Genomic DNA, 25,225 nt, shown 5'->3' with positions numbered 1-25,225 from the left:
GTCCACTCGATGTGACATCGACCCCCCAAAAGTCCACTGAATGTGACATCGAGTGCCCTCGAGTGCCGAGAGGTCCGAAGCGGATTCGGCGGCCCGGTTGTGATCGGACCCAAGGCGGTCTGTGCTTCGGCGCCCACATGTCCAGACAGTCGCCGGTTCTGTGTCGTATCCGTATTTCGATCCTTAGCGTGGTCGCTGTGCAAAGCACGTCGGTTCTCGGATCGATGTGGACGGTCGCGACGGCGCACCGCAGGGGGGTGTGCCGTCGTCCGATCTCGGTGGACGCTGTTCGCCACTGTCTCGAATCGGTTGGCGGTTCGGGCATCTCGAATCTCTAAGGAGTCCCGCAGATGACGCGTGTTCTCGATCATGAAGAGCTGTTGACGGAACTCGACGGCACTCTGGAAGCCAATTTGAATCGCCATCTGTCGATGGCGAAGGAATGGCATCCGCATGATTACGTTCCGTGGGATCTGGGTCGGAACTTCGCGGCGATGGGTGGGCAGGACTGGTCTCTGGAGCAGTCGTCGTTGTCGGAACTGGCTCGCACGGCGATGATCACCAATTTGCTCACCGAGGACAATCTGCCGTCGTATCACCGGGGGTTGGCAGACAACTTCTCGTTGGACGGTGCCTGGGGGACGTGGGTGGGGCGTTGGACTGCGGAAGAGAATCGCCACGGCATCGTCATGCGCGACTATCTGGTCGTGACCCGAGCGGTCGACCCGGTGGAGCTGGAGCGGGCTCGAATGCATCACATGACGGTGGGCGTCGATGCGCCTATGGATGGCGCGAATTTTCTCCATTCGGTGGCGTATGTGACGTTTCAGGAGTTGGCGACGCGGGTGTCGCACCGCAACACGGGTCTGGCGTGCGGAGATCCGGTGGCGGATCGAATGTTGGCTCGTGTTGCCGCGGACGAGAACCTGCACATGATCTTCTATCGGAACCTCGGTGAGGCGTCGCTGGATCTGGTGCCCGATCAGATGGTCCGCGCCATCACCGATGTCGCGACCGACTTCCAGATGCCCGGTCTGAACATGCCCAATTTCCGCAAGAATGCGATGACCTTGGCCAAGCACGGGATCTACGATCTGCGGCAGCATCTGGACGAGGTGTTGATGCCTGTCTTGCGCAAGTGGAAGATCTTCGACCGCAACGATTTCACGGGTGAGGGCGAGCGGGATCGTGATCGGCTGGCAGCCTTCGTCGAAGACCTGGCAGTCAAGGCGACCAAGTTCGAGGAGTCTCGCGATCGACTTCTTGCCAGGGAGGCGGCACGCGCCGAGAAGGCGTCCTGACCTGCTACGTCTTAGCCGGCCAGAGTCGTGATCACGTCTCGGAGGTGTTAGAGTCCGGGCATCGTTGGGTCATGTGAGGCGATGGCCGTAGTGCGTGGGGAGGGCCGATGGTGCCTGGGGGGTATCGGGTGAGTGGTGGTGTTTCTTTCGGTGAATGCTGCCTCCAGTCGGCCGAATCATGGTCTTGCACGGTTGGAATCGACTGGTGAGCAGGCCCAGGTTCGACGAATCCGGACGCATGCTCGCCGTGTTCGCGGCGGTCACCACGGTTCTGTACGCCGCCAGCGCGATAGCGTCGTGGTCGAATCTGACCGGTGCGCAGCAGGTTCTGGCCGCCTTGGCTCTGATACTCGGTCCGACGGCGATCGTGGTGCTGGCAAGGGCGGGTGTGCCGAGCCCCAAGCAGGCGGTGGGATTGGCGACCGCATTGTCGGTGATGGCACTCGCCTGTGCGCTGGGGAGCAGCGACACCATGCCGGCGTTCTTGATCTGCGTCCAGGCGGCCATGTTCCTCGGCATGCACATCGGTGCGTTCTGGTCCGAACGCAGTGCAGGCATTTGGGTTGCAGTGCTTGCTGTTTCGGCGGTCATCGGAGCGGCGATCGCGCCGTACGGCACGCCGTTCATCAGTTACATCCTCGTGGCGCTCGGCATCGTCGGTGCCACGGAGGTGTTCGGTGTCTTCGCGCGTCGAATGCGCTATTCCGCGACGCACGACGCTCTGACCGGCCTGCTCAACAGATTCGGGTTCGAGTCCAAGATCGAGAAGATGTTGCCGGCATGTGCCGCTCGCGGATTGTCGGTCAGCCTCGCCGTGCTCGACCTGGACAATTTCAAGGAGATCAACGACGAGTACGGCCACATTGCCGGTGACGTCCTGCTCGCCCGGGTCTCGAAGGCTTGGAAGGGGCAGTTGACCCGACGTGATGTTCTCGGTCGGCTCGGCGGAGACGAGTTCGTGCTGTTCATGCCGGGGGTTCTCGAAACGGAGGCCTGGCAGATCATCGAGCGACTGCGCCGCGCTCATCGTGCGGAGTGGAGCGTCGGATTGGCCTGCATGCCCGCGGGTCGCCGCTGGGGTGAGATCTATCGGGCAGCCGACGCCGATCTGTACCGGGCGAAGCGAAGCCGGCCGCCGAGGACGAGTCGGCCGTCCGATCCCGACGCCGGGTACAGCGGACCGATTCGCAGGATCGCGCAATAGCACTCCGTCGATGCAGCGTTGATCCCCAGATTTCATCCACAGGCTGGGGATAGATTTTCCCGCGCGGTGCACTTCTCGCGTTGACTCGTCGACAACGACGATGCTGCGGGGGATACGCGATGGTCACTCTCGACGAGTTCAGAACATGGGACAGCCGAGTGCTGGCAGCCGCGTCCGAAGCCCTGATGCGGCGCTGGCGTGAAGTGACTGCCGTGCACGATTCGGCAGCGGTCGCGGCCATGGGCACAGGCTGGGACGGTCCTGCGGCCGAGGCGGCGCGTGAGGCGATGAGCCGCATCCGATCCGATCTGGCAGACATCGCGGCCGAGTTGCTTCGGATCGCGACCTGTACCGCGGATGCCTCGATCGACATGCAGAGTCTGGTCGCTGCCCTCCGCTCGGTGGAGCAGAGAGCGGCGGACGAGCGATTCGCGGTCGAATCCGATGGCTCGGTGTCCGACGCTGCAGCGTCGTATTCGGTTGCGCTCGTGGATCTGTGGTCGACGATGCGAGAGCGGCGGCGGTGCCGTGACGAGCTCGCCGAGCGAATCGCGCAGCTGATTCGTACGGCCACGGACTTCGACGACTTCCTTGCCCGACGCCTCGCCGGGGAAACGTCCGTAGCCTCGGTCGCGACGGCAGTTGCGGCTTCGGTGCCGCGCGACGGGTCACCGGCGGCCAATGCTGCCTTCTGGAGCGCGCTCTCGCCTGCGGCACGGACCAGGTTGCTCGTCGAACAGCCCGCGCTGATCGGCAATCTCGACGGCCTGCCTGGACGGGTACGGGACAGCGCCAACCGCCGAGTGTTGGCCGCCGAGCGTATCCGCCTCCGCGCCGTCGAGGCCGAACTGCAGAAAGAGTTGGACGACAACGTGTTCGGCGGAATCTTCAGTGACGCCGATGCCGGACTCGAGCAGACTCGCACACGGCTGGCATCACTCGATGCGATCGACGCGACGCTGGCGCAAGGAGCTCGACAGCTTCTTGTCCTCGACAATTCCTCGTACGAGGAGACGATGGCGGCCGTGGCGGTCGGCGATGTCGACACCGCAACCCATGTCGCCGTCTTCGTGCCCGGTCTCGGCTCGACGGTGCACGGTCATCTTCTCCGCTACGACGGCGACATGGAGGACCTCGAAAGCACTGTGCAGCAACTTGTTTCGCAAGACGCACCGCAATCTGCGGCTGCCGTGACCTGGCTGGACTACCAAGCCCCTCAGGTGGGGTGGAGCTTGCTCGATCCGAATCGGACCGTGGTCTCGGGTGCGGCTGCGCAGGCGGGAGCCGATCGACTGGTTCCGTTTCTGAACGGCCTCGACGCCGCGCGTGCGAGCGATCCGCATCTGTCGGTGTTGGCCCACTCCTACGGATCCCTCACGGCAGCATCCGCGCTCCGAGGTGACACGGGAGTCGACGAGTTCGTAGCTCTCGGGTCACCGGGGCTCGGCACCCACAGCCTCGCAGACCTTCAGCTTCCCGTCGGACACGCCTTCGCAGCGGAGGCCCAGGGCGATATCGTCGCCGATCTCGCCGCGTTCGGCCGCGATCCGGGCGCACTCGACGGAGTCACACTGCTGTCCACCGAGCCGTCCGACGGGACCGGCGGCTCGAGCGGGCACAGCGACTATCTCACCGAGGGCACCACCAGCGGCCACAACACGGCACTGGTCGTCGCCGACCGCGGCGCTGAGGCCGTGATCAGAACGAGGCCGGGTCTGCTCGACCTGCTGCAGAAAGCTCTGTACCTATGACGGCGTGTCGTCGTAGTCGGCCAGACTCGGCGGAACGTCGGCAGGCGGGGGCACCTCGTTGCGACGGCGACCGAGGAAGAACACGACACCTCCGACGACGGCAGCAGCAGCACCGAACACCAGGATTCGGCGGGTCCGACGCGATCCGGCGTCGACCGTGACCAGCGCTGGGGTGCGATTCGCTTCGACAATACGTTCCGCGGTCACCGCTCGCCGCTGCGCAGCCTGCTTGCGTGCCAGCCCGTAACCCTGTCTGGCCAACAGCAGGCCCACTCCGGCCGGACCCTTGCTTGCGGCAGATGCGGCTCCGAGCAGCGCGGACGCTGCGGTACCGGTGGTCGACCGACCCTGGTCGGGCTTCGTTGTGCTCGTCATACCCTCACTGTTCCACAACACGCCCCCGCTGAACCCTCCCGATACACCCGACTCGATGCCCGTTGTGAACTGCCCGATCACCCGAGATGGCACGATGGAGGGCGTGACTTCACCAAACAAGACCCAAACGGCCACGCTGCACACCAACCGCGGCGATATCGTCATCGAACTGTTCGGCAATCACGCCCCCAAGACCGTCGCGAACTTCGTCGGTCTCGCGGACGGATCCAAGGAGTACACGACGCAGAACGCATCGGGTGCCAAGACCGGACCGTTCTACGACGGCGCGGTCTTCCACCGCGTCATCGACGGCTTCATGATCCAGGGCGGCGACCCGACCGGCACCGGTGCAGGCGGACCGGGCTACAAGTTCGAGGACGAGTTCCACCCGGAGCTCTCCTTCGATCGCCCGTACCTGCTGGCCATGGCGAACGCCGGCCCCGGCACCAACGGCTCGCAGTTCTTCATCACCACCGGCAAGACCCCGCACCTCAACCGCAAGCACTCGATCTTCGGTGAGGTCACCGAAGAGGCGTCGAAGAAGGTCGTCAACGCGATCTCGAGCACGCCGGTCGGCCGCGGAGATCGCCCGGTGGACGAGGTCGTCATCAACAACGTCACCATCTCTTGATCTGACCGAAGGACTCTCGACAAGATGACGAACCCCGGCTGGGGTGGCGCCTACGGCGACCAGCCCAACCCACCCCAGTCGGTGTGCGTCCGACATCCCGATCGCCCCACCGGCCTGGCCTGTTCGCGCTGCGGCCGGCCGGCATGTCCGCAGTGTCTGCAGGCCGCCGCCGTCGGACAGCACTGCGTCGATTGCGTGCGCGAGGGCAACAAGAACATCCGCACTGCGCAGACCGTCGCCGGTGCACCCATGGCACGATCGGCCAAAACCCCCCTGACGTACGCCCTCATCGCCGTCAACGTGATCGTCTACGGCATCACCGTGGCACAGTCCGGCGATCCGATGAACAACACCTCCGGATCCGCGCTCGCGCGCAGCTGGGCTCTCAACAGCCTGCTCGTCTCGAACGGCGATGTGTTCCGGTTGGTCGGCAGCGGCTTCGTCCACTACGGGCCGATCCACCTGCTCGTGAACATGTTCGCGCTGTACATCATCGGTCGCGACGTCGAACTCGTGCTCGGCCGAACCCGCTATCTGGTCGTCTACTTCCTCTCGCTCCTCGGCGGAAGCGCGTCGGTGATGCTGCTGGAGAACCCACTGGCGCTCACCGTCGGCGCGTCCGGTGCCGTCTTCGGCCTCCTCGGCGCGCAGGCCGTCATCCTGCTGCGGCTCAAGCGAAGCCCGGCACCCATCCTCATCGTCATCGCAGTGAACATCTTCATCAGCATCTCGATCCCCAGCATCTCGCTGTGGGGACACATGGGCGGACTCGTCGCCGGAGCCGCCGCAACCGCCGGTCTGGTGTTCCTCTCCCGACGAACCCCGGACACGGGTCGACAACGAACCATGGCCGGCGTGTCCATGGCCTGGCTCTCGGTCATCGCCGTCGGTCTGGTGTCACTGGGCATCATCGCCATCCGTGTACTCGACCTGCGCGCCCATATGGGCCTCTAGCCAGTCCACTCGATGTGACATCGACCCCCTAAAAGGCCACTGAATGTCACATCGAGTGACCCCTGGGGGCCGGGCGGTCAGGAGTTGCGGGGCACCAGACCATGTATTTCGAGTGCGTCGAACACATCTCGGGGGTCGGTTCCGAGGTCCCATCTGCCGAAGATGATGAGTCGGTCGTCGTCTTCGCCGGGTGGGCGGACGTCGAGTTCGAGCATCGGGACGCGTCGGCCCAGTCGTGGGTATTTCACGATTTTGACGCGGACGATGTCATTGCGGGTGTACGTGTGTCTGCCGCCGAGGCGTTTCATCACCAGTGATCCGTCGTGGGTGATGGCCAGTCGGGGGCGTTGTGCGGCGGCGAGTGCGGCGATGATCCACATTCCGACGGCGGCGAGCCCGACGAGGAATGTTCCGGCTGCGTCGGTGGATGAGAGTGCGGCTCCGATTCCGAGCGCAATTCCGCCCACGACCAGGGCTGCGACGGCGACGAGGGGCGTCGCCCACTGCTGTTCGTACACACCCTGTGGATCGCTCGAAGAGTTATCCACAGGGTTTATCCACATTGGGGATGAATGACATCGATGTAACTCGGTCGGCTCTCAGCGCCACCGCATGGTCATCACGAGTCCGACGACCATGAACCCGAAGCCGATCAGGAAGTTGTAGGCGCCGAGGTTCCCGATGAAGGCGATGTCCTCGGAAGCCAGGTAGTAGACGATCAGCCACAGCAGCCCTACCAGCATGAATCCCAGCATCAGCACCACGTACCAGACCGGTGACGGCCCGGCGTTGACCTTGACCGGCGTACGGTTCGCCGGGTTGATCGTGTAGTCGTTCTTCTTCCGTACCTTCGACTTCGGCATTGCTTCCTCTTCGTGTTCGTGACGGCCGGTGGCACTGCGGCCGTACCTGTGGACAACTTACGGTCGGAACCTGTGGATCGGCGGGTGCCGCGCATCCCCAGGCTATTGTCACCTCAAGGACCGTGACGGTCACCGAACCGGTTGCTGTACACGCTAACGCAGGTGAGCCCAGCACCGACCCACCGGACAAATTGCGAGCACCCGTGAGACGACGATCGACTGCCCCCGCCGACACGCGCTGGTGGGTGCTCGCCGTTGTGGTGTGCGCTGTCGTGGGTCTGCTGCTCGGCACCACCAGGCATGTCTCGGACGGCTCCGAGCTGCGCGGCGGCGACACCACTCGGCTCGCAGATCTGGTCGATGCGGCCCGACTCAGCAGTGACGATGCCCAGCGGAGCCGGGACGCGCTCGAGCAGCAGGTCGAGTCCATCCAGCAACGCACTGCGACGGGGGACACCGAGGTTGCCGATGCGTTGGTGCGTATCGATTCCCTGGCCGACGCGGCGGGACGCGAGCCCGCGTCCGGCGGGGGTGTGACCGTCACGATGGCCGACGCTCCCCGTGGACCGGACGGCTCGTATGCGTCCGACGCGTCCGTCGACGATCTGGTGGTTCATCAGGTCGATGTCCAGAGCGTGCTGAACGCGTTGTGGGCCGGCGGCGCGTCGGCGATCGCGATGCAGGATCAACGCCTGGTGGCCTCGTCGGCTCCGCGGTGCATCGGGAACACCCTTCTGCTCGGCGGGCGGACGTACAGTCCGCCGTACGTGATGACGGCGATCGGGGATTCGGATCGGTTGCGCGCGGCCTTGAAGAACGAGCCGGGTGTGCGGTTGTACGAGCAGTACGCGCTGCGGTACGGCCTCCGTTACGACGTCGCAGCGTCCGAGGACCTCTCGGTGCCCGCGTATTCCGAATCGGTGCGCATGCGGTACGCACAGCCTCGCTGAGTACGCTGTCCACATGCGTATTCTCGTCGTCGACAACTACGACAGCTTCGTCTTCAACCTCGTCCAGTACCTGGGCCAGTTGAATGCCGATGTCGAGGTCTGGCGCAACGACGACGAGCGCCTCACCGACCGTGACGCCGTTGCTGGCCGGTTCGACGGCATTCTGCTCAGCCCGGGGCCGGGCACGCCGCAGCGCGCGGGTGCCACGATGGATCTCGTCTCGGCCAGCGCTCGCGCGAAGACGCCCCTGCTCGGGGTCTGTCTGGGCCATCAGGCGATCGGTGCAGCCTTCGGTGCGACGGTGGAGAAGGCTCCGGAACTGCTGCACGGTAAGACCAGCCTGGTGCACCATTCGGGCGTCGGAGTTCTCGAGGGGATGAACGAGCCGTTCACGGCCACTCGCTACCACTCGCTGACCGTCCGGGAGGACACGATCCCGGCCGAACTCGAGATCATCGGGCGCACCGAATCCGGTCTGGTGATGGCCATGAGGCACACCGAACTACCGATTCACGGCGTCCAGTTCCATCCGGAGTCCATCCTCACCGAGGGCGGCCACCGCATGCTGGCGAACTGGCTGACCGTCTGCGGGATGCCCACCGACCAGGGCCTGGTTTCCAAGCTCGAAGCCCAGGTCGCCGAGGCGTTCGCCTGAGCCGGCCTCGACGCGGCTAGTTGCCGCTGGGGATTCCCAACGCCCCGATGCTCACGGTGATGGTGTCGGTCTTGCTGATCTCCGAGCCTGCCGGCTGCGTCTGGTTGACGATTCGCCCGACCATCAGTGGGTCGAGTGTCGACTGCCTCGACGTCGACAGGTTCGATGCAGTTCCGGTCCACCCTGCCGATTCCAGCGCTGTCAGGGCCTGAGCCTCGGTGAGGCCGGACAGGTCCGGCATCGGGATCTTGTCTCCGTTGGAGACCCGCAACGTCACGACGGTGTTCTCGGCGACGTTGGCACCACCGGTCGGGTCCGTCGAGACGACCTGTCCCACCGGCTGACTCGAGTCGATGTTCTGTATCTGGACACGGAGCCCGGCACCCTCGACGTTCGGCTGCGCGACGTCGACGAGCTGGCCGACGACGTTGGGCATCCGGACCTGCGCAGGCCCCGAACCGAGCGTGATGCGAACCTGCGAGTCGGCGTTCATGCTCACGCCCGAGGACGGGTTCTGCTCGATGACCTTGTCGAGGTTCTCCGGCGTCGACGGCGCACGGGCGACGGTGGGATCGAGTTCGAGGCCCACCTCGTTCAAGGCGTCTGCCGCCTCCTGTTGCGTTCGTCCGGTCAGCCGCGGCACCTGCACCTGCTGCGGGCCCGAGGAGACGTCGAGCTGAATGTCTCCCGGTGATTCGGTCTGTGACCCTGCGGCCGGGTTGGTGCCTATCGCCGAACCCTCGGGGACCGACGCATCCGGCCTCTCCTGCACGGTGACGCGTAGTCCGACGTTCTCGAGTTCCCGCTGGGCCTCGTCCGCGACGAGTCCGGCGACGGACGGCACGGTGACGGACGTGGGCTCCGCTCCGGGACCGAGGGACCACAGGAATGCTCCGACGATCGCGACGACGATGATCGACGCCGCGGAAACGAGGGCGATCTTGAGTCCGCGACGGCTCCTGGGTTCGTCCTCGCGTTCGGCGTGCCTCGACGCACGGGGTGCGGCGGCTGCGGCCGGTTTGTCCGCGCCGGAGAAGTCTGCCTGCCGGGAGTCGACCGATCCGAGGATCGTGGTGCGGTCCTCGTCGTTCATGACCATCGGGGCGCTCGGGCGTTGACCTCCGAGGACACGGACCAGGTCGGTACGCATCTCGGCGGCGCTCTGGTAGCGGTTGGCGGGGTTCTTGGCCATCGCCTTGAGGATGATCGAGTCGAGTTCGCGCGGCACGGTGTCGTTGACCAACGACGGCAGCTGAGGATCCTCGCGCACGTGCTGGTAGGCGACGGCGACCGGTGAATCACCCTTGAACGGCGGTTCGCCGGTGAGGATCTCGAACAGCACACATCCGAGCGAGTAGACGTCCGATCGAGCGTCGACCTGTTCGCCGCGGGCCTGCTCGGGTGAGAGATATTGAGCGGTCCCGATGACGGCGGCGGTCTGGGTCATCGGCGACGACGAATCGGCGATGGCACGCGCGATGCCGAAATCCATCACCTTCACGGCGCCCGCGTTGTTGATCATGATGTTCGCGGGTTTGACGTCGCGGTGCACGATTCCGTTGCGGTGGCTGAAATCGAGTGCAGCACAGACGTCGGCGATGACCTCCATGGCCCGACGCGGCGCCATGGGTCCCTCGGCGCGCACGATGTCGCGCAGGGTGTCGCCGTCGACGTACTCCATGACGATGAACGGGAGCGGTCCGGCCTCGGTCTCGGCCTCGCCGGTGTCGTACACGGCGACGATGGCGGGGTGGTTCAGGGCGGCCGCGTTCTGGGCTTCGCGTCGGAAGCGCAGGTAGAACGTGGGGTCGCGAGCGAGATCGGCGCGCAGGACCTTGATGGCGACGTCGCGATCAAGCCGAGTGTCACGTGCCAGATGAACCTCGGACATGCCGCCGAAACCGAGTATCTCGCCCAGCTCGTAGCGAGAGGACAGCGTACGGGGAGTCGTCATTGTTGTCCTCGAGGATCTTGCTGGAATGGAATCTCGATCAGCGGCCGTCTCGTCGTCGTCTGCGTCGGCTCGGCCGTAGTCGTGGTGGTTTCCTCGGTGGTCGTCGGCGCCTCGGTTGTGGTCGTCGTCGTGGTCGTCGTGGTTTCTTCGGTGGTGGTTTCTTCCGTGGTCGTCGTGGGTTCGGTGGTTGTGGTCGTGGTGGTGGTCGGCTGCGTGGTCGTGGTGGTCGGCGGCACGAACGGAGTCGGCGTGTCGTCCCTGCCCCCGGTCAACAGCACGTAACCGCCGATGAGGATGGCCAGCAGCAGCAGTCCGGCGCCGCCCCAGGCCAGGGCCTTCTGCGCCGACGACATTCCGGTGGACTCGGGGACTGCGGCGGCTGCCGTTCCGGTGACCGGTCCGCGGTACTCGCGCTGCGATGTCGGCATCATCTGGGTGCTCGACGGCGGTGCCGCAGGGCTCGGTACGACGCCCGGCATCATGACCCGGCCGGTGCCCGTACCGCGGGAGTTTCCGGGTGCGGGCGGGCGACGGCCTGCACGGACCGCGGCGACGGCGTCGGCGAACTCGCCACCGTTGGCGTAGCGCGCGGCGGGGTCCTTGACCATCGTGATCTCGATGAGTTCGCGTACGGCAGGGGGCAGGTCGAGCGGCATGGGTGCCGGCGTTTCGCGGACGTGCTTCATGGCCACGGTCAGGGCGCCGTCGCCCACGAACGGCCGCGTGCCCGCGAGTACTTCGTATCCGACGACTCCGAGCGAGTAGACGTCGGAAGCCGAGGTGGCCTCTTCGCCGAGTGCCTGTTCGGGGGCGATGTACTGCGCCGTGCCCATGACCATTCCGGTCTTGGTGACCGGCGACGCGTCGACCGCTTTCGCGATACCGAAGTCGGTGATCTTGACCTGCCCGGTGGGGGTGATCAGGATGTTGCCCGGCTTGACGTCGCGGTGGACGACGCCTGCGGTGTGCGCGATCTGCAGGGAGCGGCCGGTCTGTTCGAGCATGTCGAGGGCATGGCCGAGCGGCAACCGGGACATCCGGCCCAACACCGCGTTCAGCGGCTCACCGTTGACCAGTTCCATCACCAGGTAGGCCAGCGATTCGCCCGCGCCGTCGCGGGTCTCGCCGTAGTCGTAGACCCCGGCGATTCCGGGGTAGTTCAGCTGTGCGGTGGTGCGCGCCTCGAACCTGAAGCGCTGCAGGAATTCCGGGTCCTCGGAGAACTCCGCCTTGAGTACCTTGACCGCCACGCGGCGATCCAGGCGATTGTCCATCGCCTCCCACACCTGACCCATACCGCCGGTGGCGATCAGGCGCAGCAGTCGGTAGCGCTGGGCGATGACAGCCCCGTTGCTCAATGGCACCGTACGTTCACCTCCCCTGCAATGCGGCTGCGATGACGGCTCGCCCGATGGGGGCGGCCACGGATCCACCGGTTGCGGCGAGAGCTCGGTCGCCGCCGTCCTCGACGATGACGGCGATGGCGACCTTGGGGTCGTCGGCAGGTGCGAATCCGATGTACCACGCGTGCGGTGGGGTGTTGCGCGGGTCGGAACCATGTTCTGCGGTACCGGTTTTCGACGCGATCTGGACGCCGGGGATCTTGCCCTCGCCGCTGGTGTTGTTCTCGGAGCCGATCATCAGATCGGTCAGCGTCGCCGCGGTCGCCGAGCTGATCGCCTCGCCCATGGCCTTGGGCTGGTAGCTCGACAGGTCCGACAGGTCGGGAGATTGCAGCTGCTGCACCAGGTTCGGGGCCATCCGCACGCCGCCGTTGGCGACGGTGGCGGCGATGACGGCGTCCTGCAGCGGGGTCAGCGCCACATCGCGCTGGCCGATGCTGGATTGGCCGAGCGCGGCGTCGTCGTCGATGGGCCCGATGGTGCTGTCGGCGACGGTGAGCGGAATGGTCGAGTCCTCACCGATGCCGAATGCCGCGGAGGTCTCACGCATCCTGTCGACCCCGGTGTCGATGCCGAGCTCGACGAAAGCGGTGTTGCACGAGCGTGCGAACGCTTCGCGCAGGGTTGCCGTCTGGCCACCGCCGCACGTCGACCCGTTGTAGTTCTCCAGTGTCGTCGAGGTCCCCGGCAACGTGATGTTCGACGCGGCCGTGAGTTGATCGTCCGGTGTCGCGCCCGCTTCGAGTGCGGCTGCGGTGGTGATCACCTTGAACGTCGATCCGGGTGGGTAGGTCTGCGAGATCGCCCGGTTGACCATCGGCTTCTCGGGATCGTTGCTCAGGTTCTCCCACGCTTCGGTGGTGGTGCTGCCGTCGTGGCTGGCCAACAGGTTCGGGTCGTAGCTGGGGGTGCTGGCCATGGCCAGGATGTTGCCGGTGGCGGGGTCGAGGGCCACTACCGAACCGGTGTATCCCTTGGCGGTCAGCTGGTCGTACGCGACCTGCTGAACGACGGGGTCGATGGTGGTGACGACGTTGCCGCCGCGGGGATCTCGGCCCGAGATGAGGTCGAACAGGCGTCCGCCGAAGAGCCGGTCGTCGGATCCGTTGAGGACGGGATCCTCGGCGCGTTCGAGGCCACTGCTCGAGTACAGCATCGAGTAGTAGCCGGTGATCGGCGCGTTGGCCTGCGGGCTGGCGGGGGAGATCGAATTCTGCGGGTAGGTGCGCAGGTACTTGTAGCGGTCGTCGGTCGGGACCGAGGACGCGAGTACCTGGCCGCCTGCCGAGATCTGACCGCGCTGGCGCGAGTACTCGTCGAGCAGTACTCGCGAATTCCTGGGGTCGGTGCGCAGATCGTCGGCCTTGATGACCTGGAGGTAGGTGGCGTTGGCGAGCAACGCAACGACCATGACCATCACGGCGATGGAGACGCGGCGCAGGGGAGTGTTCATGCGCGCTTCACCATCTCGGTGGGTGCCTCCGCGATGGGCGCTGCGGGAGCGGGCTTCTTCTTGGGCGTTGCCGGCTCACGGGCTGCGTCGGAAATCTTGATCAGCAGCGCGAGGAGCAGGTAGTTGGCGAGAAGCGACGATCCTCCGTAGGACAGATACGGCGTGGTGAGGCCGGTCAATGGGATGAGTTTGGTGACGCCGCCGACGACGACGAACAGCTGGATGGCAATGGTGAACGACAGACCTGCGGCCAGCAGTTTGCCGAAGCTGTCGCGGACGGCCAGCGCGGTACGCAAGCCGCGAATGATGAACAGCAAGTACAGGATCAGGACCGCGGTCAGGCCGATGAGGCCGAGTTCCTCTCCGACCGTCGCGATGATGAAGTCGGTCTTGGCGAACGGAACCTGGGACGGGCGACCGCTGCCGAGCCCGGTGCCGGCCAACCCGCCCGTGGCGAAGCTGAACATGGACTGGACGATCTGGTAGCCGGTGTCGTTATAGTCGTCGAACGGGTGCAGCCAGGTGTCGGTGCGGATCTTGACGTGGCCGAACACCTGATACGCGAACAGGAATCCGACGAGCAACAGCCCGAATCCGATGATCAACCAGCCGACGCGTTCGGTGGCGATGTAGATCATCACCAGGACGGTTCCGAAGATCAGCAGCGACGTACCGAGGTCCTTCTCGAACACGAGTACGCCGACCGAGACGATCCAGACGACCAGGATCGGCCCCAGATCGCGTGCCCGTGGGAAGTCCATCCCGAGGAAGTGCTTGCCGGCGACGGTGAACAGTTCGCGCTTGGCCACCAGCAGTGAAGCGAAGAAGATGAGCAGCAGGATCTTCGCGAACTCACCGGGCTGAATACTGAAGCCGGGCAGTCGGATCCAGATCTTCGATCCGTTGACCTCGGAGAATGCCGACGGCAGCATGGCCGGGATGGCCAGGAGCACCAGTCCGGCGAGTCCGACGGTGTAGCCGTAGCGAGCCAGGGTGCGGTAATCGCGCAGCAGCACCAGCAGAGCGACGAACCCGGCGATGGCCAGCGTCGTCCACAGCACCTGCTGGTTGGCATCGGGGGACGGAATGGGGTTGCCGAGATACTGGGCCTGCTGCTCGTCGGCCAGATCGAGGCGATGAATGAGCACCAGACCGAGTCCGTTGAGCAACGCCACGATCGGCAACAGCAACGGATCCGCGTAGGGCGCGAAACGGCGTACCGCCAGGTGCGCCACCGTCATCAGCGCGAGATACGCCACCGCGTACTTCGCCAGATCCCAGGTGATGGTCTGTTCCTGACTGGCTTCGACCAGAACCAAGGAGATCGTGGTGATCAGAACGGCAGCGCCGAGCAACAGCAGTTCGATGCCGCGTCGGTTGGATTGAACCGGCGCGGGCGCGAACCCTTCGGGCGGACTCGGAAAGGATCCTCCCGCGGACGGATTGGAACTCATCGAGTACCGGTCCTGCAGTTCTGGCCGGGAATTTGCGGAACCGTCGGTGTCGGCACCGCTGTGGTGGTCGGTGCTGCCTCAGGAGTGGGTTCGACCGTGGGCGGCAGCGGGGCGGCGGGCGGCGGGATGATCGCCGTCGGAGTCGGTTCGACGGTCGTGGTCACGACCGGCTCGGTCTCGCAGACCTGAAGCAGGTCCCCGGAGGCCAACCGCTCGACCTGTCCGCGCGCATCGTCGAGAGATCCCGACGGCAACCCGGCCGTGACCTGCTCACGTGCAGCAGGCAGAAGATCGTCGATCTCGAACGGAACACAGTCCGCCGGGGCGGCATCCGGCGCGGTCAACGTGACGGCTCCGTCGTCGTCGAGGCAGCCGATCAGTTCGACGCTCTGCAGCGAGTACCCCAGCACCGAGCCGGGCAGCCCGCGCAGCACGGTCACCTTGCTGTTGTCGGCACCGACGTAGTAATTGCCCTTGATGATCGAATTGGCCACCACCGCACCGATTCCGGCGAGAACGATGAGCGTCAGGGCAATGAGTGTCCAGCGCAGCTTGTGCGATTTCTTCTCCGGTGCGACAACCGGAGCGGTGACGCGCTTGGGCGTCGTACGGGGGGGACGCATCGCTGCGGCGCGCCCTGCTGCGGTGTTGGGCGGAGGGGCGTCCTCCTCGTCTTCGGTGCTGGCGGCACCGCCGAGAATGGGGTGGCTCTGTCCGTAGTCGAGGTCGATCACATCGGCGACGACGACCGTCACGTTGTCCGGCCCGCCACTGCGAAGCGCGAGTTCGATCAGTCGGTCGGCGCAGGGTCCCGTCTCGCCCTCGTTCAGCGTGTTCTCGATGGTTTCGTCGCTCACGACGTCCGAGAGGCCGTCGGAGCACAGCAGATATCGATCGCCTGCGCGCACTTCCCGAACGGTGAGCGTCGGCTCGATCTCGTTGCCGGTGAGGGCACGCATGATCAAGGACCGTTGCGGGTGTGTGTGCGCCTGCTCGGCGGTGATGCGGCCTTCGTCGACGAGAGACTGAACGAAGGTGTCGTCTCGGGTGATCTGGGTGAGCGAGCCGTCGCGCAGCATGTACGCGCGCGAATCGCCGATGTGTACCAGTCCGATTCGCTTGCCCGCGAACAGGATTGCGGTCAGTGTGGTCCCCATGCCGTCGAGCTCGGGTTCGTCCTCGACCTGATCTGCGATGGACGCGTTGCCTTCGCGGGTGGCCGCCTCGAGCTTGCCCAGCAGATCCTCGCCGGGCTCGTCGTCGTCGAGATGAGCCAATGCCGCGATCATCAACTGCGAGGCCACTTCACCGGCGGCGTGACCGCCCATGCCGTCGGCCAACGCCAGTAGGCGAGCCCCGGCGTACACGGAGTCCTCGTTGTTGGATCGAACCAGACCGCGATCACTGCGGGCGGCATAGCGAAGGACGAGGGTCACGGGCGCAACTCGATCACGGTCTTGCCGACGCGGACAGGGGTTCCCAGGGGGACGCGAACGGCGGTGGTCACCTTCGCGCGGTCGAGGTAGGTGCCGTTGGTCGAGCCGAGGTCTTCGACGTACCAATCTCCGCCGCGGGGCGAGATACGCGCATGCCGCGTCGACGAGTAGTCGTCTGTCAGAACGAGAGTGGAGTCGTCCGCTCGCCCGATGAGGACGGGCTGCGTGCCGAGCGATATGCGCGTTCCGGCGAGACCGCCCTGGGTCACCACGAGGTACTTGGCCACCTTCTGCTTGTTGAACGACGGGAGAACTTTCGAGCCGCCGGAGTAGCGAGGAGGCACTCGCATGCCTGCGGCCGCATAGATGTCACTGCGCAAGGTGCGAAGGACGGCCCAGACGAAGAACCACAGCAAGAGCAGGAAGCCCGCCCTTGTCAGTTGCAGAATCAATCCCTGCACGACGATTCACCTCCTCCTTCGCAATCGACCCGTGTTCCGCACACGCGCAAAGTCGCGGCGCGGCAGACATGGTTGCCTCGCAGCATCATAGGGTGAAGCAGCTCGTGTCGACGACATACGGGTGGACGAGAGTGCGAGTCGAACCCCCACCCGAGCCCACGTCGATCGTCAGACGATCCGAACCAGAATTTCGGAGTGACCGGCCCGAATGACGTCGCCGTCGGCCAACTGCCAGTCCTGCACCGGAGCGCCGTTGACGGTGGTGCCGTTGGTGGAACCGAGGTCGGAGAGCATGGCCACGCGGCCGTCCCACCGGATCTCGATGTGTCGACGCGAGACACCGGTGTCGGGGAGCCGGAACTGTGCATCCTGGCCACGGCCGATGATGTTCTGACCGTCACGGAGCTGGAAGTAGCGGCCGCTGCCGTCCTCCAGTTGCAGCGTGGCGGCGAGCGCCTGGCTCCGCCCTGCGTACGAGGCGGGCTGGTCGTAGCCGTAACCGTCCCCGCGGTCGCCCGCACCCTGCGGGTAGCCACGGCCGTAGGCGGCCGGTGCAGGCGGGTAGTCGTAGCCGGGCTGCTGGTAGCCGGGCTGTTGATATCCGGCGGCCTGAGGCTCGGCATACCGGCCGGCCGGGTCGTTGTACGCCTGCTCCTGGTAGGGGGCCTCGGAGTACGCGGCACCCTGCTCGGCGGCGTTGTAGTCGTAGCCCTGGCCGTTGTAGCCCTGCGCGTTGTAGGCCTGCGCGTCGTATGCCTGGCCGTCGTACCCCTGCGCGTCGTAACCCTGGGCACCGTAACCCTGATCCTGGCCGCTGGGCGCGCCGTAGGCGTTGGGGTCGTAGCCCTGTTCCTGGCCGGCCGCGCTGTAGGCCTGACCCTGCTCGGGGTACGACTGCTCGTCGTAGCCACCGTTGTACGGCTGCTGGTCGTAGCGCGGATCGTGATCGGCAGGCGCGTAGGCCTGGGCGTCGTACCCGTTCTGCTCACGTGCGGGGTAGCGCGGATCCTGGCCACCGGCGTAACCGTTGCGCGTGCGCGGATCGGGACGATGGCCGTCCGCGGGATCGCGCTGCGGGTCGTAGCCTGGGTTCTGCGTCATGTGGCCGGCTCCTGGTATCGACATCGGTGGGGCAGACGGTCGCTGCGTAGCTGAAGGGACGGGACTGGGTGCCGGCGGAGCCGATACGTTCTTCGGGGCCGAGGCACCCTGCTGCGCGTTGCGGCCAGCAGTCGCCGATCGTCCCACATCGGGATCGACCGAGCCACTGGCACGGAACTGTCCGGTGTGCAGGGTGGGCGACGGCTCGAATCGAACCACCACGTCGCCGTAGGTCTGCCAGCCTTGATCGCGGATGTAATCGTCGAGATGGCGTGAGAACGCCTTGACCGTGAGTTCTCGGTCGCCGGCGAGCTCGTCGTGGTCCGAGCTGTTGATGGTGATGACGTAGCTGTTGGGTGCCAGCAGATGCCCGCCGTCCAGGGGCCGAACCAGATCCGACGCTTCCTGCTGAAGCGCTGCCTCTACCTCCGCCGGTACGACGCCTCCGCCGAACACGCGGGCGAAGACGTCGCCGACAGCGCCTTGGAGCTTGCGTTCGAAACGTTGAACGATGCCCATCGTGACCCCTCCTCTCACTGTGTTCTTCCACCGTGTGGTGCCTGCTGGTGTGCAGGACGCGACGGCCGCGTGTCATCACGAAGTCGCGCTGCAAGCATGATATACGGTGCCGCCGACGGGGACTGCCCGCCGCGGTCGGCTCCCGGCTGCCCGACGCGGCGATTTTCGAGCGCGGCATGGTGCGTGTTAGTGTTCTCGCCGTTACCCGGGCGGGTGGCGGAATGGCAGACGCGCTGGCTTCAGGTGCCAGTGTCCTTCGGGACGTGGGGGTTCAAGTCCCCCTCCGCCCACCACACTGGCCGCAGCTGATTCGATCGCTGCGGCCAGTAGTTTCTTCCGGGTCGGTTTCCTCGCGGCCCGTTCCTTGAATCGTCCTACAGGCGTGTGATTCTCGGCCGATGTCGGCCGGGTGGTCCAATACCCGGTCTCGATGGCGTCTCGTATACGAGAATTCGCAGGTGACAGCCCATAATAGGCTTACCTTATTTGCGGGGGCACCCAGGTGCTGACTTATCGTTCGTAGTTGGATCGGCCTCACCACGGCCGGATCCGTCGAGACCCTCACTTTTCTACCATGAGCTCACCCGCTCGTGCAGGGGAAAGCGTCGACGATCGACAGGTGCTGCTTCAACGGCGAGGACGCACCGCAGGCCGTTCGTGCAGCCGGTTACACCACACCGTCGCCGACGAGTATCAAGGCTGGACTTATCCGAAGGCTAGGTATGAAGCACACTCCGGGCCCGCAAGGCCTCTACGATCCCGTCAACGAACACGACTCCTGTGGTGTCGCGTTCGTGGTGGACATGCACGGTCGACGCAGTCGCGACATCGTCGAGAAGGCGATCACCGCACTGGTCAACCTCGAGCACCGCGGTGCTGCCGGCTCCGAACCGAACACCGGTGACGGTGCGGGCATTCTGATCCAGGTTCCGGACGCGTTCTTCCGCGCCGTCGTAGATTTCGAGCTCCCCGCTGCCGGCGCGTACGCGACCGGTGTCGCGTTCCTTCCCCAGGGCCGCAGCGATGCCGCGCGTGCCTGCGAGGGTGTCGAGCGCATCGTCGAGAGCGAGGGCCTGTCGGTTCTGGGTTGGCGTGAGGTCCCCACCGACGACTCCTCCCTCGGAGCTCTGGCGCGCGACGCGATGCCGACCTTCCGTCAGCTGTTCCTCGCGGCCCCCGACGCGTCGGTCACCGACCTCGACCTCGAGCGGCGCGCGTTCGTCATCCGCAAGCGCGTCGAGCACGAGCTGGGCGAAGAGGGCGCGGGCAAGGACGGCCCCGGCCGCGAAACCGTGTACTTCCCGTCGCTGTCCTCGCAGACGTTCGTCTACAAGGGCATGCTGACGACGCCTCAGCTCAAGGGCTTCTACTTGGACCTGCAGGACGAGCGTGTGGAAAGCGCACTGGGACTTGTGCATTCGCGCTTCTCCACCAACACGTTCCCGTCGTGGCCGCTGGCGCATCCGTTCCGCCGCGTCGCCCACAACGGCGAGATCAACACCGCCACCGGCAACGAGAACTGGATGCGCGCCCGCGAGGCACTCATCACCTCCGACGTGTTCGGTGGTTCCGAGGCTCTCGAGAAGATCTTCCCCGTGGTCACCCACGGAGCAAGTGACACAGCACGTTTCGACGAGGTGCTCGAGCTGTTGCACCTCGGCGGCCGCAGCCTGCCCCACGCTGTGCTGATGATGATTCCCGAGGCCTGGGAGCGGCACGAGTCCATGGACCCCGCACGTCGGGCGTTCTACAAGTACCACTCCTCGTTGATGGAGCCCTGGGACGGACCGGCCTCGGTGTGCTTCACCGACGGCACCGTCATCGGCGCGGTTCTCGACCGCAACGGCCTGCGCCCGAGCCGGCTGTGGGTCACCGACGACGGTCTGGTCGTCATGGCCTCCGAGGTCGGCGTGCTCGACATCGATCCGTCGAAGGTCGTCCGCAAGGTTCGCCTGCAGCCGGGCCGCATGTTCCTGGTGGACACCGCGCAGGGCCGCATCGTCTCCGACGACGAGATCAAGGACGAGCTCGCCGCCGAGCATCCGTACCAGCAGTGGCTCGACGAGGGGCTGACCTCGATCGACGACCTGCCCGAGCGTCCGCACGTGCACATGCCGCACGACCGCGTGCTCATCCGTCAGCAGATCTTCGGGTACACCACCGAGGAATTGAACGTGCTGGTCTCGCCGATGGCGAAGTCCGGTGCCGAGGCCATCGGTTCCATGGGTACCGATACCCCGATCGCCGTGCTTTCGGCTCGCCCGCGGATGCTGTTCGACTACTTCTCGCAGCTGTTCGCGCAGGTCACCAACCCGCCACTCGACGCCATCCGCGAGGAGATCGTCACCAGCCTCGGCGGCACCATCGGACCCGAGGGCGATCTGCTCAACCCGGGTGCCGACGGCTGCAAGCAGATCGTGCTTCCGCAGCCCATCCTGCACAACGACGACCTCGCCAAGCTCGTCCACATCAACGACGAGGGCACGCAGGAAGAGCTGCGCTCGGTGGTCGTGCGCGGTCTCTACCCGGTGTCGGAGGGTGGTGAGGGCCTCCGAAAGTCGTTGGAGGCCATCCGCGCTCAGGTGTCCGCTGCCATCTCGGGCGGCGCGCGGATCATCGTGCTCTCGGACCGTGAGTCCAGCGAGAAGCTCGCTCCGATTCCGTCGCTGCTGCTCACCTCGGCAGTGCACCATCACCTCGTCCGCGAGAAGACCCGAACCAAGGTCGGTCTGATCATCGAGGCCGGTGACGCCCGCGAGGTGCACCACATGGCTCTGCTCATCGGATTCGGTGCGGCAGCGGTCAACCCGTACATGGCGTTCGAGTCGATCGAGGACATGATCGAGCGCGGTGCCCTCACCGACATCGAGTTCGACAAGGCCGTCGCCAACTACATCAAGGCCGCGGGCAAGGGTGTACTCAAGGTGATGTCCAAGATGGGCATCTCGACCCTCGCGTCGTACACCGGAGCCCAGCTGTTCCAGGTCATCGGCCTCTCGCAGGAACTGGTCGACGAGTACTTCACCGGCCTCAACAGCCACCTCGGCGGTATCGATCTCGATCAGGTCGCCGACGACGTCGCAGCGCGGCACGCGGTGGCGTACCTGGACAACCGTCAGGAGCGTGCGCACCGCGAGCTCGAAACCGGCGGTGAGTACCAGTGGCGTCGCGAAGGGGAGTACCACCTCTTCAACCCGGACACGGTGTTCAAGCTGCAGCATTCCACTCGCACCGGTCAGTACGACATCTTCAAGGAATACACGAAGATGGTCGACGACCAGTCCGAGCGCCTCGCGTCGCTGCGCGGTCTGTTCCGCTTCAAGACCGAAGAGCGACAGGCTATTTCGATCGACGAGGTCGAGCCGGCCAGCGAGATCGTCAAGCGTTTCTCCACGGGCGCGATGAGCTACGGCTCCATCTCGGCCGAGGCGCACGAGACCCTCGCCATCGCGATGAACCGTCTCGGCGGGCGCTCGAACTCGGGTGAGGGCGGCGAGGACGTCTCGCGGTTCGAGCCGGACGAGAACGGTGACTGGCGACGCAGTGCCATCAAGCAGGTCGCGTCGGGACGTTTCGGCGTCACCTCGCACTACCTGACCAACTGCACCGACATCCAGATCAAGATGGCGCAGGGAGCCAAGCCTGGTGAGGGCGGCCAGCTTCCGGCGCACAAGGTGTACCCGTGGGTCGCCGAGGTTCGGCATTCGACGCCCGGCGTCGGCCTGATCTCGCCGCCGCCGCACCACGACATCTACTCCATCGAGGATCTCGCGCAGCTGATCCACGACCTCAAGAACGCCAACCCGCAGGCCCGCATTCACGTCAAGCTGGTCTCCGAGGTCGGCGTCGGAACGGTCGCCGCCGGTGTGTCCAAGGCGCACGCCGACGTGGTGCTCATCTCGGGCCACGACGGCGGCACCGGCGCGACGCCGCTGACGTCGGTCAAGCACGCGGGTGGACCGTGGGAGCTCGGGTTGGCCGAAACGCAGCAGACGTTGCTGCTCAACGGGCTTCGCGATCGGATCGTCGTGCAGGTGGACGGTCAGCTCAAGACCGGCCGCGACGTCATGGTGGCCGCTCTGCTCGGCGGCGAGGAGTTCGGTTTCGCTACCGCTCCGCTCGTCGTCTCGGGCTGCATCATGATGCGCGTGTGCCACCTCGACACCTGCCCCGTCGGTGTTGCAACTCAGAATCCGTTGCTGCGCAAGCGTTTCGCAGGCAAGCCGGAGTTCGTCGAGAACTTCTTCATGTTCATCGCCGAAGAGGTTCGCGAGCTGATGGCCGAGCTCGGGTTCCGCACGCTCGACGAGGCCGTCGGTCAGGTGGGTCTGCTGGACACCACCGCGGCCAAGGAGCATTGGAAGGCGTCGAAGCTGGATCTGGCACCGATCCTCGAAGAGGTCGAGTCGGCGTTCATGAACCAGAATCTCTACAACACCGGTGTCCAGGATCACGGTCTCGACAAGGCTCTCGATCAGCAGCTCATCTCGGCCAGCCGCAATGCGTTGGACAGGGGTGAGAAGGTCGCGTTCGAGTCCAAGATCACCAACGTCAACCGCACCGTCGGCACGATGCTGGGGCACGAGGTCACCAAGGCGTACGGCGGCGTCGGTCTGCCGGACGACACCATCGAGATCACCTTCACCGGCTCGGCCGGCAACAGTTTCGGTGCGTTCGTGCCCTCCGGTATGACGCTCCGACTCAACGGCGATGCCAACGACTTCGTCGGCAAGGGACTCTCCGGTGGACATCTGGTGTTGCGTCCGTCGCTGAATGCTCCGAAGGGATTCGTCGCCGAGGACAACATCATCGGTGGCAACGTGTTCCTGTTCGGTGCCACCAGCGGTGAGGCTCTCATCCGCGGCGTCGTCGGCGAGCGTTTCGCCGTTCGTAACTCCGGTGCCGTTGCCGTCGTCGAAGGCGTCGGAGATCACGGCTGCGAGTACATGACCGGCGGCAAGGTCGTCATCCTCGGCTCGACGGGCCGCAACTTCGGTGCCGGTATGTCCGGCGGAGTCGCGTTCGTGTTCGATCCGAACAAGACGTTCGAGGCCAACCTCAATACCGAGCTGGTCGACATCGAAGAGCTGGAAGGCGACGAGTTCACCTGGCTGAAGGACATCGTCACCCGCCATCAGGAGCAGACCGGCTCCGAGGTGGCCGAGCGGATCCTCGCGGATTGGTCACAGCAGGTGAACCATTTCGTGAAGGTCATGCCTCGCGACTACAAGAAGGTACTGCTGGCCATTTCCGAAGCCGAGAAGAACGGCGCGGACGTGGACGAAGCGATCATGGAGGCAGCTCGTGGGTGACCCACAGGGATTTCTGAAGAACACGGTCCGCGAAGTGCCGAAGCGGCGCCCCGTCGACCTGCGCCTGATGGACTGGAAAGAGGTCTACGAGGACTTCTCGAAGGACACCTTGCGCACGCAGGCCAGTCGATGCATGGACTGCGGTATTCCGTTCTGCCATAACGGCTGCCCGCTGGGTAACCTGATTCCCGAGTGGAACGACCTGGTGTTCAAGGACCGCTGGCGCGACAGCATCGATCGACTGCACGCCACCAACAACTTCCCGGAATTCACCGGTCGGTTGTGCCCCGCCCCGTGCGAGGCGGCGTGTGTCCTGGGTATCAATCAGGATCCGGTCACCATTAAGCAGGTCGAGGTCGAGATCATCGACAAGGCCTTCGAAGAGGGCTGGGTCACGCCGGTCTACCCGACGCATCTGACCGGCAAGACCGTCGCCGTCGTCGGCTCCGGACCCGCGGGACTCGCTGCAGCGCAGCAGCTCACCCGCGCCGGGCACACCGTCACGGTATTCGAGCGGGCAGATCGCATCGGCGGATTGCTGCGATACGGCATCCCCGAGTTCAAGATGGAGAAGCGCCACATCGACCGTCGCCTGGCGCAGATGGAGGCCGAGGGCACCGTCTTCCGCACCGGTGTCGATGTGGGCGTCGACATCTCGGCCGACGAACTGCGCGAGCAGTTCGATGCCGTGGTCCTCTCAGGCGGCGCCACCGCATGGCGCGACCTGCCCATCGAGGGCCGCGAGCTCGACGGCATCTACCAGGCCATGGAGTTCCTGCCGCACGCCAACCGCGTCCAGCAGGGCGACTTCGCCGCGCCGCCGGTGAGCGCCGAGGGCAAGAAGGTCGTCATCATCGGCGGCGGCGACACCGGGGCCGACTGCCTCGGTACCTCGCACCGTCAGGGCGCAGAAAGCGTCCACCAGTTCGAGATCATGGCCCGCCCGCCCGAGGAGCGTGCGACGTCCACCCCGTGGCCGACGTACCCACTGATGTACCGGGTGGCCTCGGCTCACGAAGAGGGTGGCGAACGCGTCTTCTCCGTCAACACCGAGCGTTTCGTCGGCGAGGACGGCAAGGTCACCGCACTCGAGGCCTGTGAGGTCGAGTTCAAGGCGGGCAAGTTCGAGAAGGTCGAGGGCAGTGAATTCACCCTCGAAGCCGATCTGGTTCTGCTCGCCATGGGATTCGTCGGACCGGAGAAGGGCGGCCTGCTGACCGACCTGGGTGTCGACTTCAACCAGCGCGGCAACGTCGAGCGCACCAACGAGTGGGTCACCAACGTCCCCGGCGTGTTCGTGGCCGGCGACATGGGCCGCGGCCAGTCGCTCATCGTGTGGGCCATCGCCGAGGGCCGCTCCTGCGCGGCCGCCGTCGACACCTTCCTGCAGGGAGCAACCGCACTGCCGTCGCCGATCGTGCCCACTCAGGCACCGCAGCGGTAAGTCG

Annotated in this window: 19 protein-coding genes and 1 tRNA gene; 10 read left to right on the top strand and 10 right to left on the bottom strand. The window is 65.5% G+C overall.

The window, feature by feature from the left end:
- Positions 1-350 precede the first annotated feature (350 nt).
- The 3 genes from CH273_RS15945 (at position 351) to CH273_RS15935 (ending at position 4,256) form a co-directional block, all read left to right on the top strand.
- Complete coding sequence (locus tag CH273_RS15945) at positions 351-1,301, top strand: acyl-ACP desaturase (RefSeq protein WP_032396993.1); 951 nt, start codon at positions 351-353, stop codon at positions 1,299-1,301.
- Between the two features lie 205 nt (positions 1,302-1,506).
- Positions 1,507-2,505 (top strand): GGDEF domain-containing protein, encoded by a 999-nt coding sequence (locus CH273_RS15940; protein WP_230596956.1) that lies wholly within the window; start codon positions 1,507-1,509, stop codon positions 2,503-2,505.
- A gap of 119 nt (positions 2,506-2,624) precedes the next feature.
- Complete coding sequence (locus tag CH273_RS15935) at positions 2,625-4,256, top strand: alpha/beta hydrolase (protein ID WP_052049961.1); 1,632 nt, start codon at positions 2,625-2,627, stop codon at positions 4,254-4,256.
- On the opposite strand, the gene CH273_RS15930 is transcribed toward CH273_RS15935, so the two are convergent.
- Positions 4,251-4,631, bottom strand: coding sequence for a hypothetical protein (locus tag CH273_RS15930; protein ID WP_143546245.1), 381 nt, complete (start codon positions 4,629-4,631; stop codon positions 4,251-4,253). The two genes, CH273_RS15935 and CH273_RS15930, sit on opposite strands and share 6 nt — an antisense overlap.
- Positions 4,632-4,725: 94 nt before the next feature.
- Between CH273_RS15930 and CH273_RS15925 the strand changes: the two genes are divergently transcribed.
- Together CH273_RS15925 and CH273_RS15920 are read left to right on the top strand one after the other, a co-directional pair.
- A complete protein-coding gene (locus CH273_RS15925) occupies positions 4,726-5,262 on the top strand; it encodes a peptidylprolyl isomerase (protein ID WP_094638022.1) in 537 nt (178 codons plus the stop codon).
- Between the two features lie 24 nt (positions 5,263-5,286).
- Positions 5,287-6,216 (top strand): rhomboid family intramembrane serine protease, encoded by a 930-nt coding sequence (locus CH273_RS15920; RefSeq protein ID WP_032396995.1) that lies wholly within the window; start codon positions 5,287-5,289, stop codon positions 6,214-6,216.
- Between the two features lie 77 nt (positions 6,217-6,293).
- On the opposite strand, the gene CH273_RS15915 is transcribed toward CH273_RS15920, so the two are convergent.
- Complete coding sequence (locus tag CH273_RS15915) at positions 6,294-6,779, bottom strand: PH domain-containing protein (protein ID WP_052049962.1); 486 nt, start codon at positions 6,777-6,779, stop codon at positions 6,294-6,296.
- 36 nt (positions 6,780-6,815) lie between these two features.
- On the bottom strand, positions 6,816-7,079 hold the full coding sequence (gene crgA, locus CH273_RS15910) for a cell division protein CrgA (protein ID WP_032396997.1): 264 nt from the start codon (positions 7,077-7,079) through the stop codon (positions 6,816-6,818).
- Positions 7,080-7,282: 203 nt separating this feature from the next.
- Between crgA and CH273_RS15905 the strand changes: the two genes are divergently transcribed.
- Positions 7,283-8,029 (top strand): DUF881 domain-containing protein, encoded by a 747-nt coding sequence (locus CH273_RS15905; protein ID WP_032396998.1) that lies wholly within the window; start codon positions 7,283-7,285, stop codon positions 8,027-8,029.
- Between the two features lie 13 nt (positions 8,030-8,042).
- A complete protein-coding gene (locus CH273_RS15900) occupies positions 8,043-8,684 on the top strand; it encodes an aminodeoxychorismate/anthranilate synthase component II (RefSeq protein ID WP_032396999.1) in 642 nt (213 codons plus the stop codon).
- 16 nt (positions 8,685-8,700) lie between these two features.
- Here CH273_RS15900 and pknB read toward each other — a convergent pair whose 3' ends face one another.
- The 7 genes from pknB to CH273_RS15865 all read right to left on the bottom strand — a co-directional run bounded on the left by pknB (position 8,701) and on the right by CH273_RS15865 (position 18,465).
- Positions 8,701-10,638 carry a Stk1 family PASTA domain-containing Ser/Thr kinase gene (pknB, locus tag CH273_RS15895; protein WP_032397000.1) on the bottom strand — a complete coding sequence of 646 codons (1,938 nt, stop codon included), beginning with the start codon at positions 10,636-10,638 and terminating at the stop codon, positions 8,701-8,703.
- Entirely contained in the window at positions 10,635-12,002 is a 1,368-nt protein-coding gene (locus tag CH273_RS15890) for a serine/threonine-protein kinase (protein ID WP_032397001.1), read from the bottom strand. Before CH273_RS15890 ends, pknB begins: the two co-directional genes overlap by 4 nt.
- A 7-nt stretch (positions 12,003-12,009) precedes the next feature.
- Positions 12,010-13,494: a peptidoglycan D,D-transpeptidase FtsI family protein gene (locus CH273_RS15885; protein ID WP_032397002.1), complete on the bottom strand. Its 1,485-nt coding sequence runs from the start codon at positions 13,492-13,494 to the stop codon at positions 12,010-12,012.
- Positions 13,491-14,948, bottom strand: a complete 1,458-nt coding sequence (locus tag CH273_RS15880; RefSeq protein ID WP_032397003.1) for an FtsW/RodA/SpoVE family cell cycle protein — start codon at positions 14,946-14,948, stop codon at positions 13,491-13,493. Before CH273_RS15880 ends, CH273_RS15885 begins: the two co-directional genes overlap by 4 nt.
- Positions 14,945-16,384 (bottom strand): PP2C family protein-serine/threonine phosphatase, encoded by a 1,440-nt coding sequence (locus tag CH273_RS15875; RefSeq protein ID WP_032397004.1) that lies wholly within the window; start codon positions 16,382-16,384, stop codon positions 14,945-14,947. The genes CH273_RS15880 and CH273_RS15875 overlap by 4 nt, the downstream gene beginning before the upstream one ends.
- On the bottom strand, positions 16,381-16,845 hold the full coding sequence (locus CH273_RS15870) for an FHA domain-containing protein FhaB/FipA (RefSeq protein ID WP_032397005.1): 465 nt from the start codon (positions 16,843-16,845) through the stop codon (positions 16,381-16,383). The genes CH273_RS15875 and CH273_RS15870 overlap by 4 nt, the downstream gene beginning before the upstream one ends.
- A 168-nt stretch (positions 16,846-17,013) precedes the next feature.
- Complete coding sequence (locus tag CH273_RS15865) at positions 17,014-18,465, bottom strand: DUF3662 and FHA domain-containing protein (RefSeq protein ID WP_032397006.1); 1,452 nt, start codon at positions 18,463-18,465, stop codon at positions 17,014-17,016.
- Between the two features lie 207 nt (positions 18,466-18,672).
- Here CH273_RS15865 and CH273_RS15860 point away from each other — a divergent pair.
- From CH273_RS15860 to CH273_RS15850, 3 genes are all read left to right on the top strand, one after another.
- A tRNA-Leu gene (locus tag CH273_RS15860) sits at positions 18,673-18,758 on the top strand.
- A 429-nt stretch (positions 18,759-19,187) separates the two neighbouring features.
- The gene (gene gltB, locus CH273_RS15855; RefSeq protein WP_032397007.1) at positions 19,188-23,777 is read left to right on the top strand and encodes a glutamate synthase large subunit; all 4,590 of its coding nucleotides are present in this window, start codon (positions 19,188-19,190) and stop codon (positions 23,775-23,777) included.
- Positions 23,770-25,221: a glutamate synthase subunit beta gene (locus CH273_RS15850; RefSeq protein WP_032397008.1), complete on the top strand. Its 1,452-nt coding sequence runs from the start codon at positions 23,770-23,772 to the stop codon at positions 25,219-25,221. The genes gltB and CH273_RS15850 overlap by 8 nt, the downstream gene beginning before the upstream one ends.
- The last annotated feature ends 4 nt before the right edge of the window (positions 25,222-25,225 follow it).

The organism is Rhodococcus sp. 05-339-2 (genome assembly GCF_002258965.1).
In the GTDB taxonomy this organism is placed as follows: Bacteria; Actinomycetota; Actinomycetes; order Mycobacteriales; family Mycobacteriaceae; genus Rhodococcoides.
This window is presented reverse-complemented; position numbering and strand designations above follow the sequence as displayed.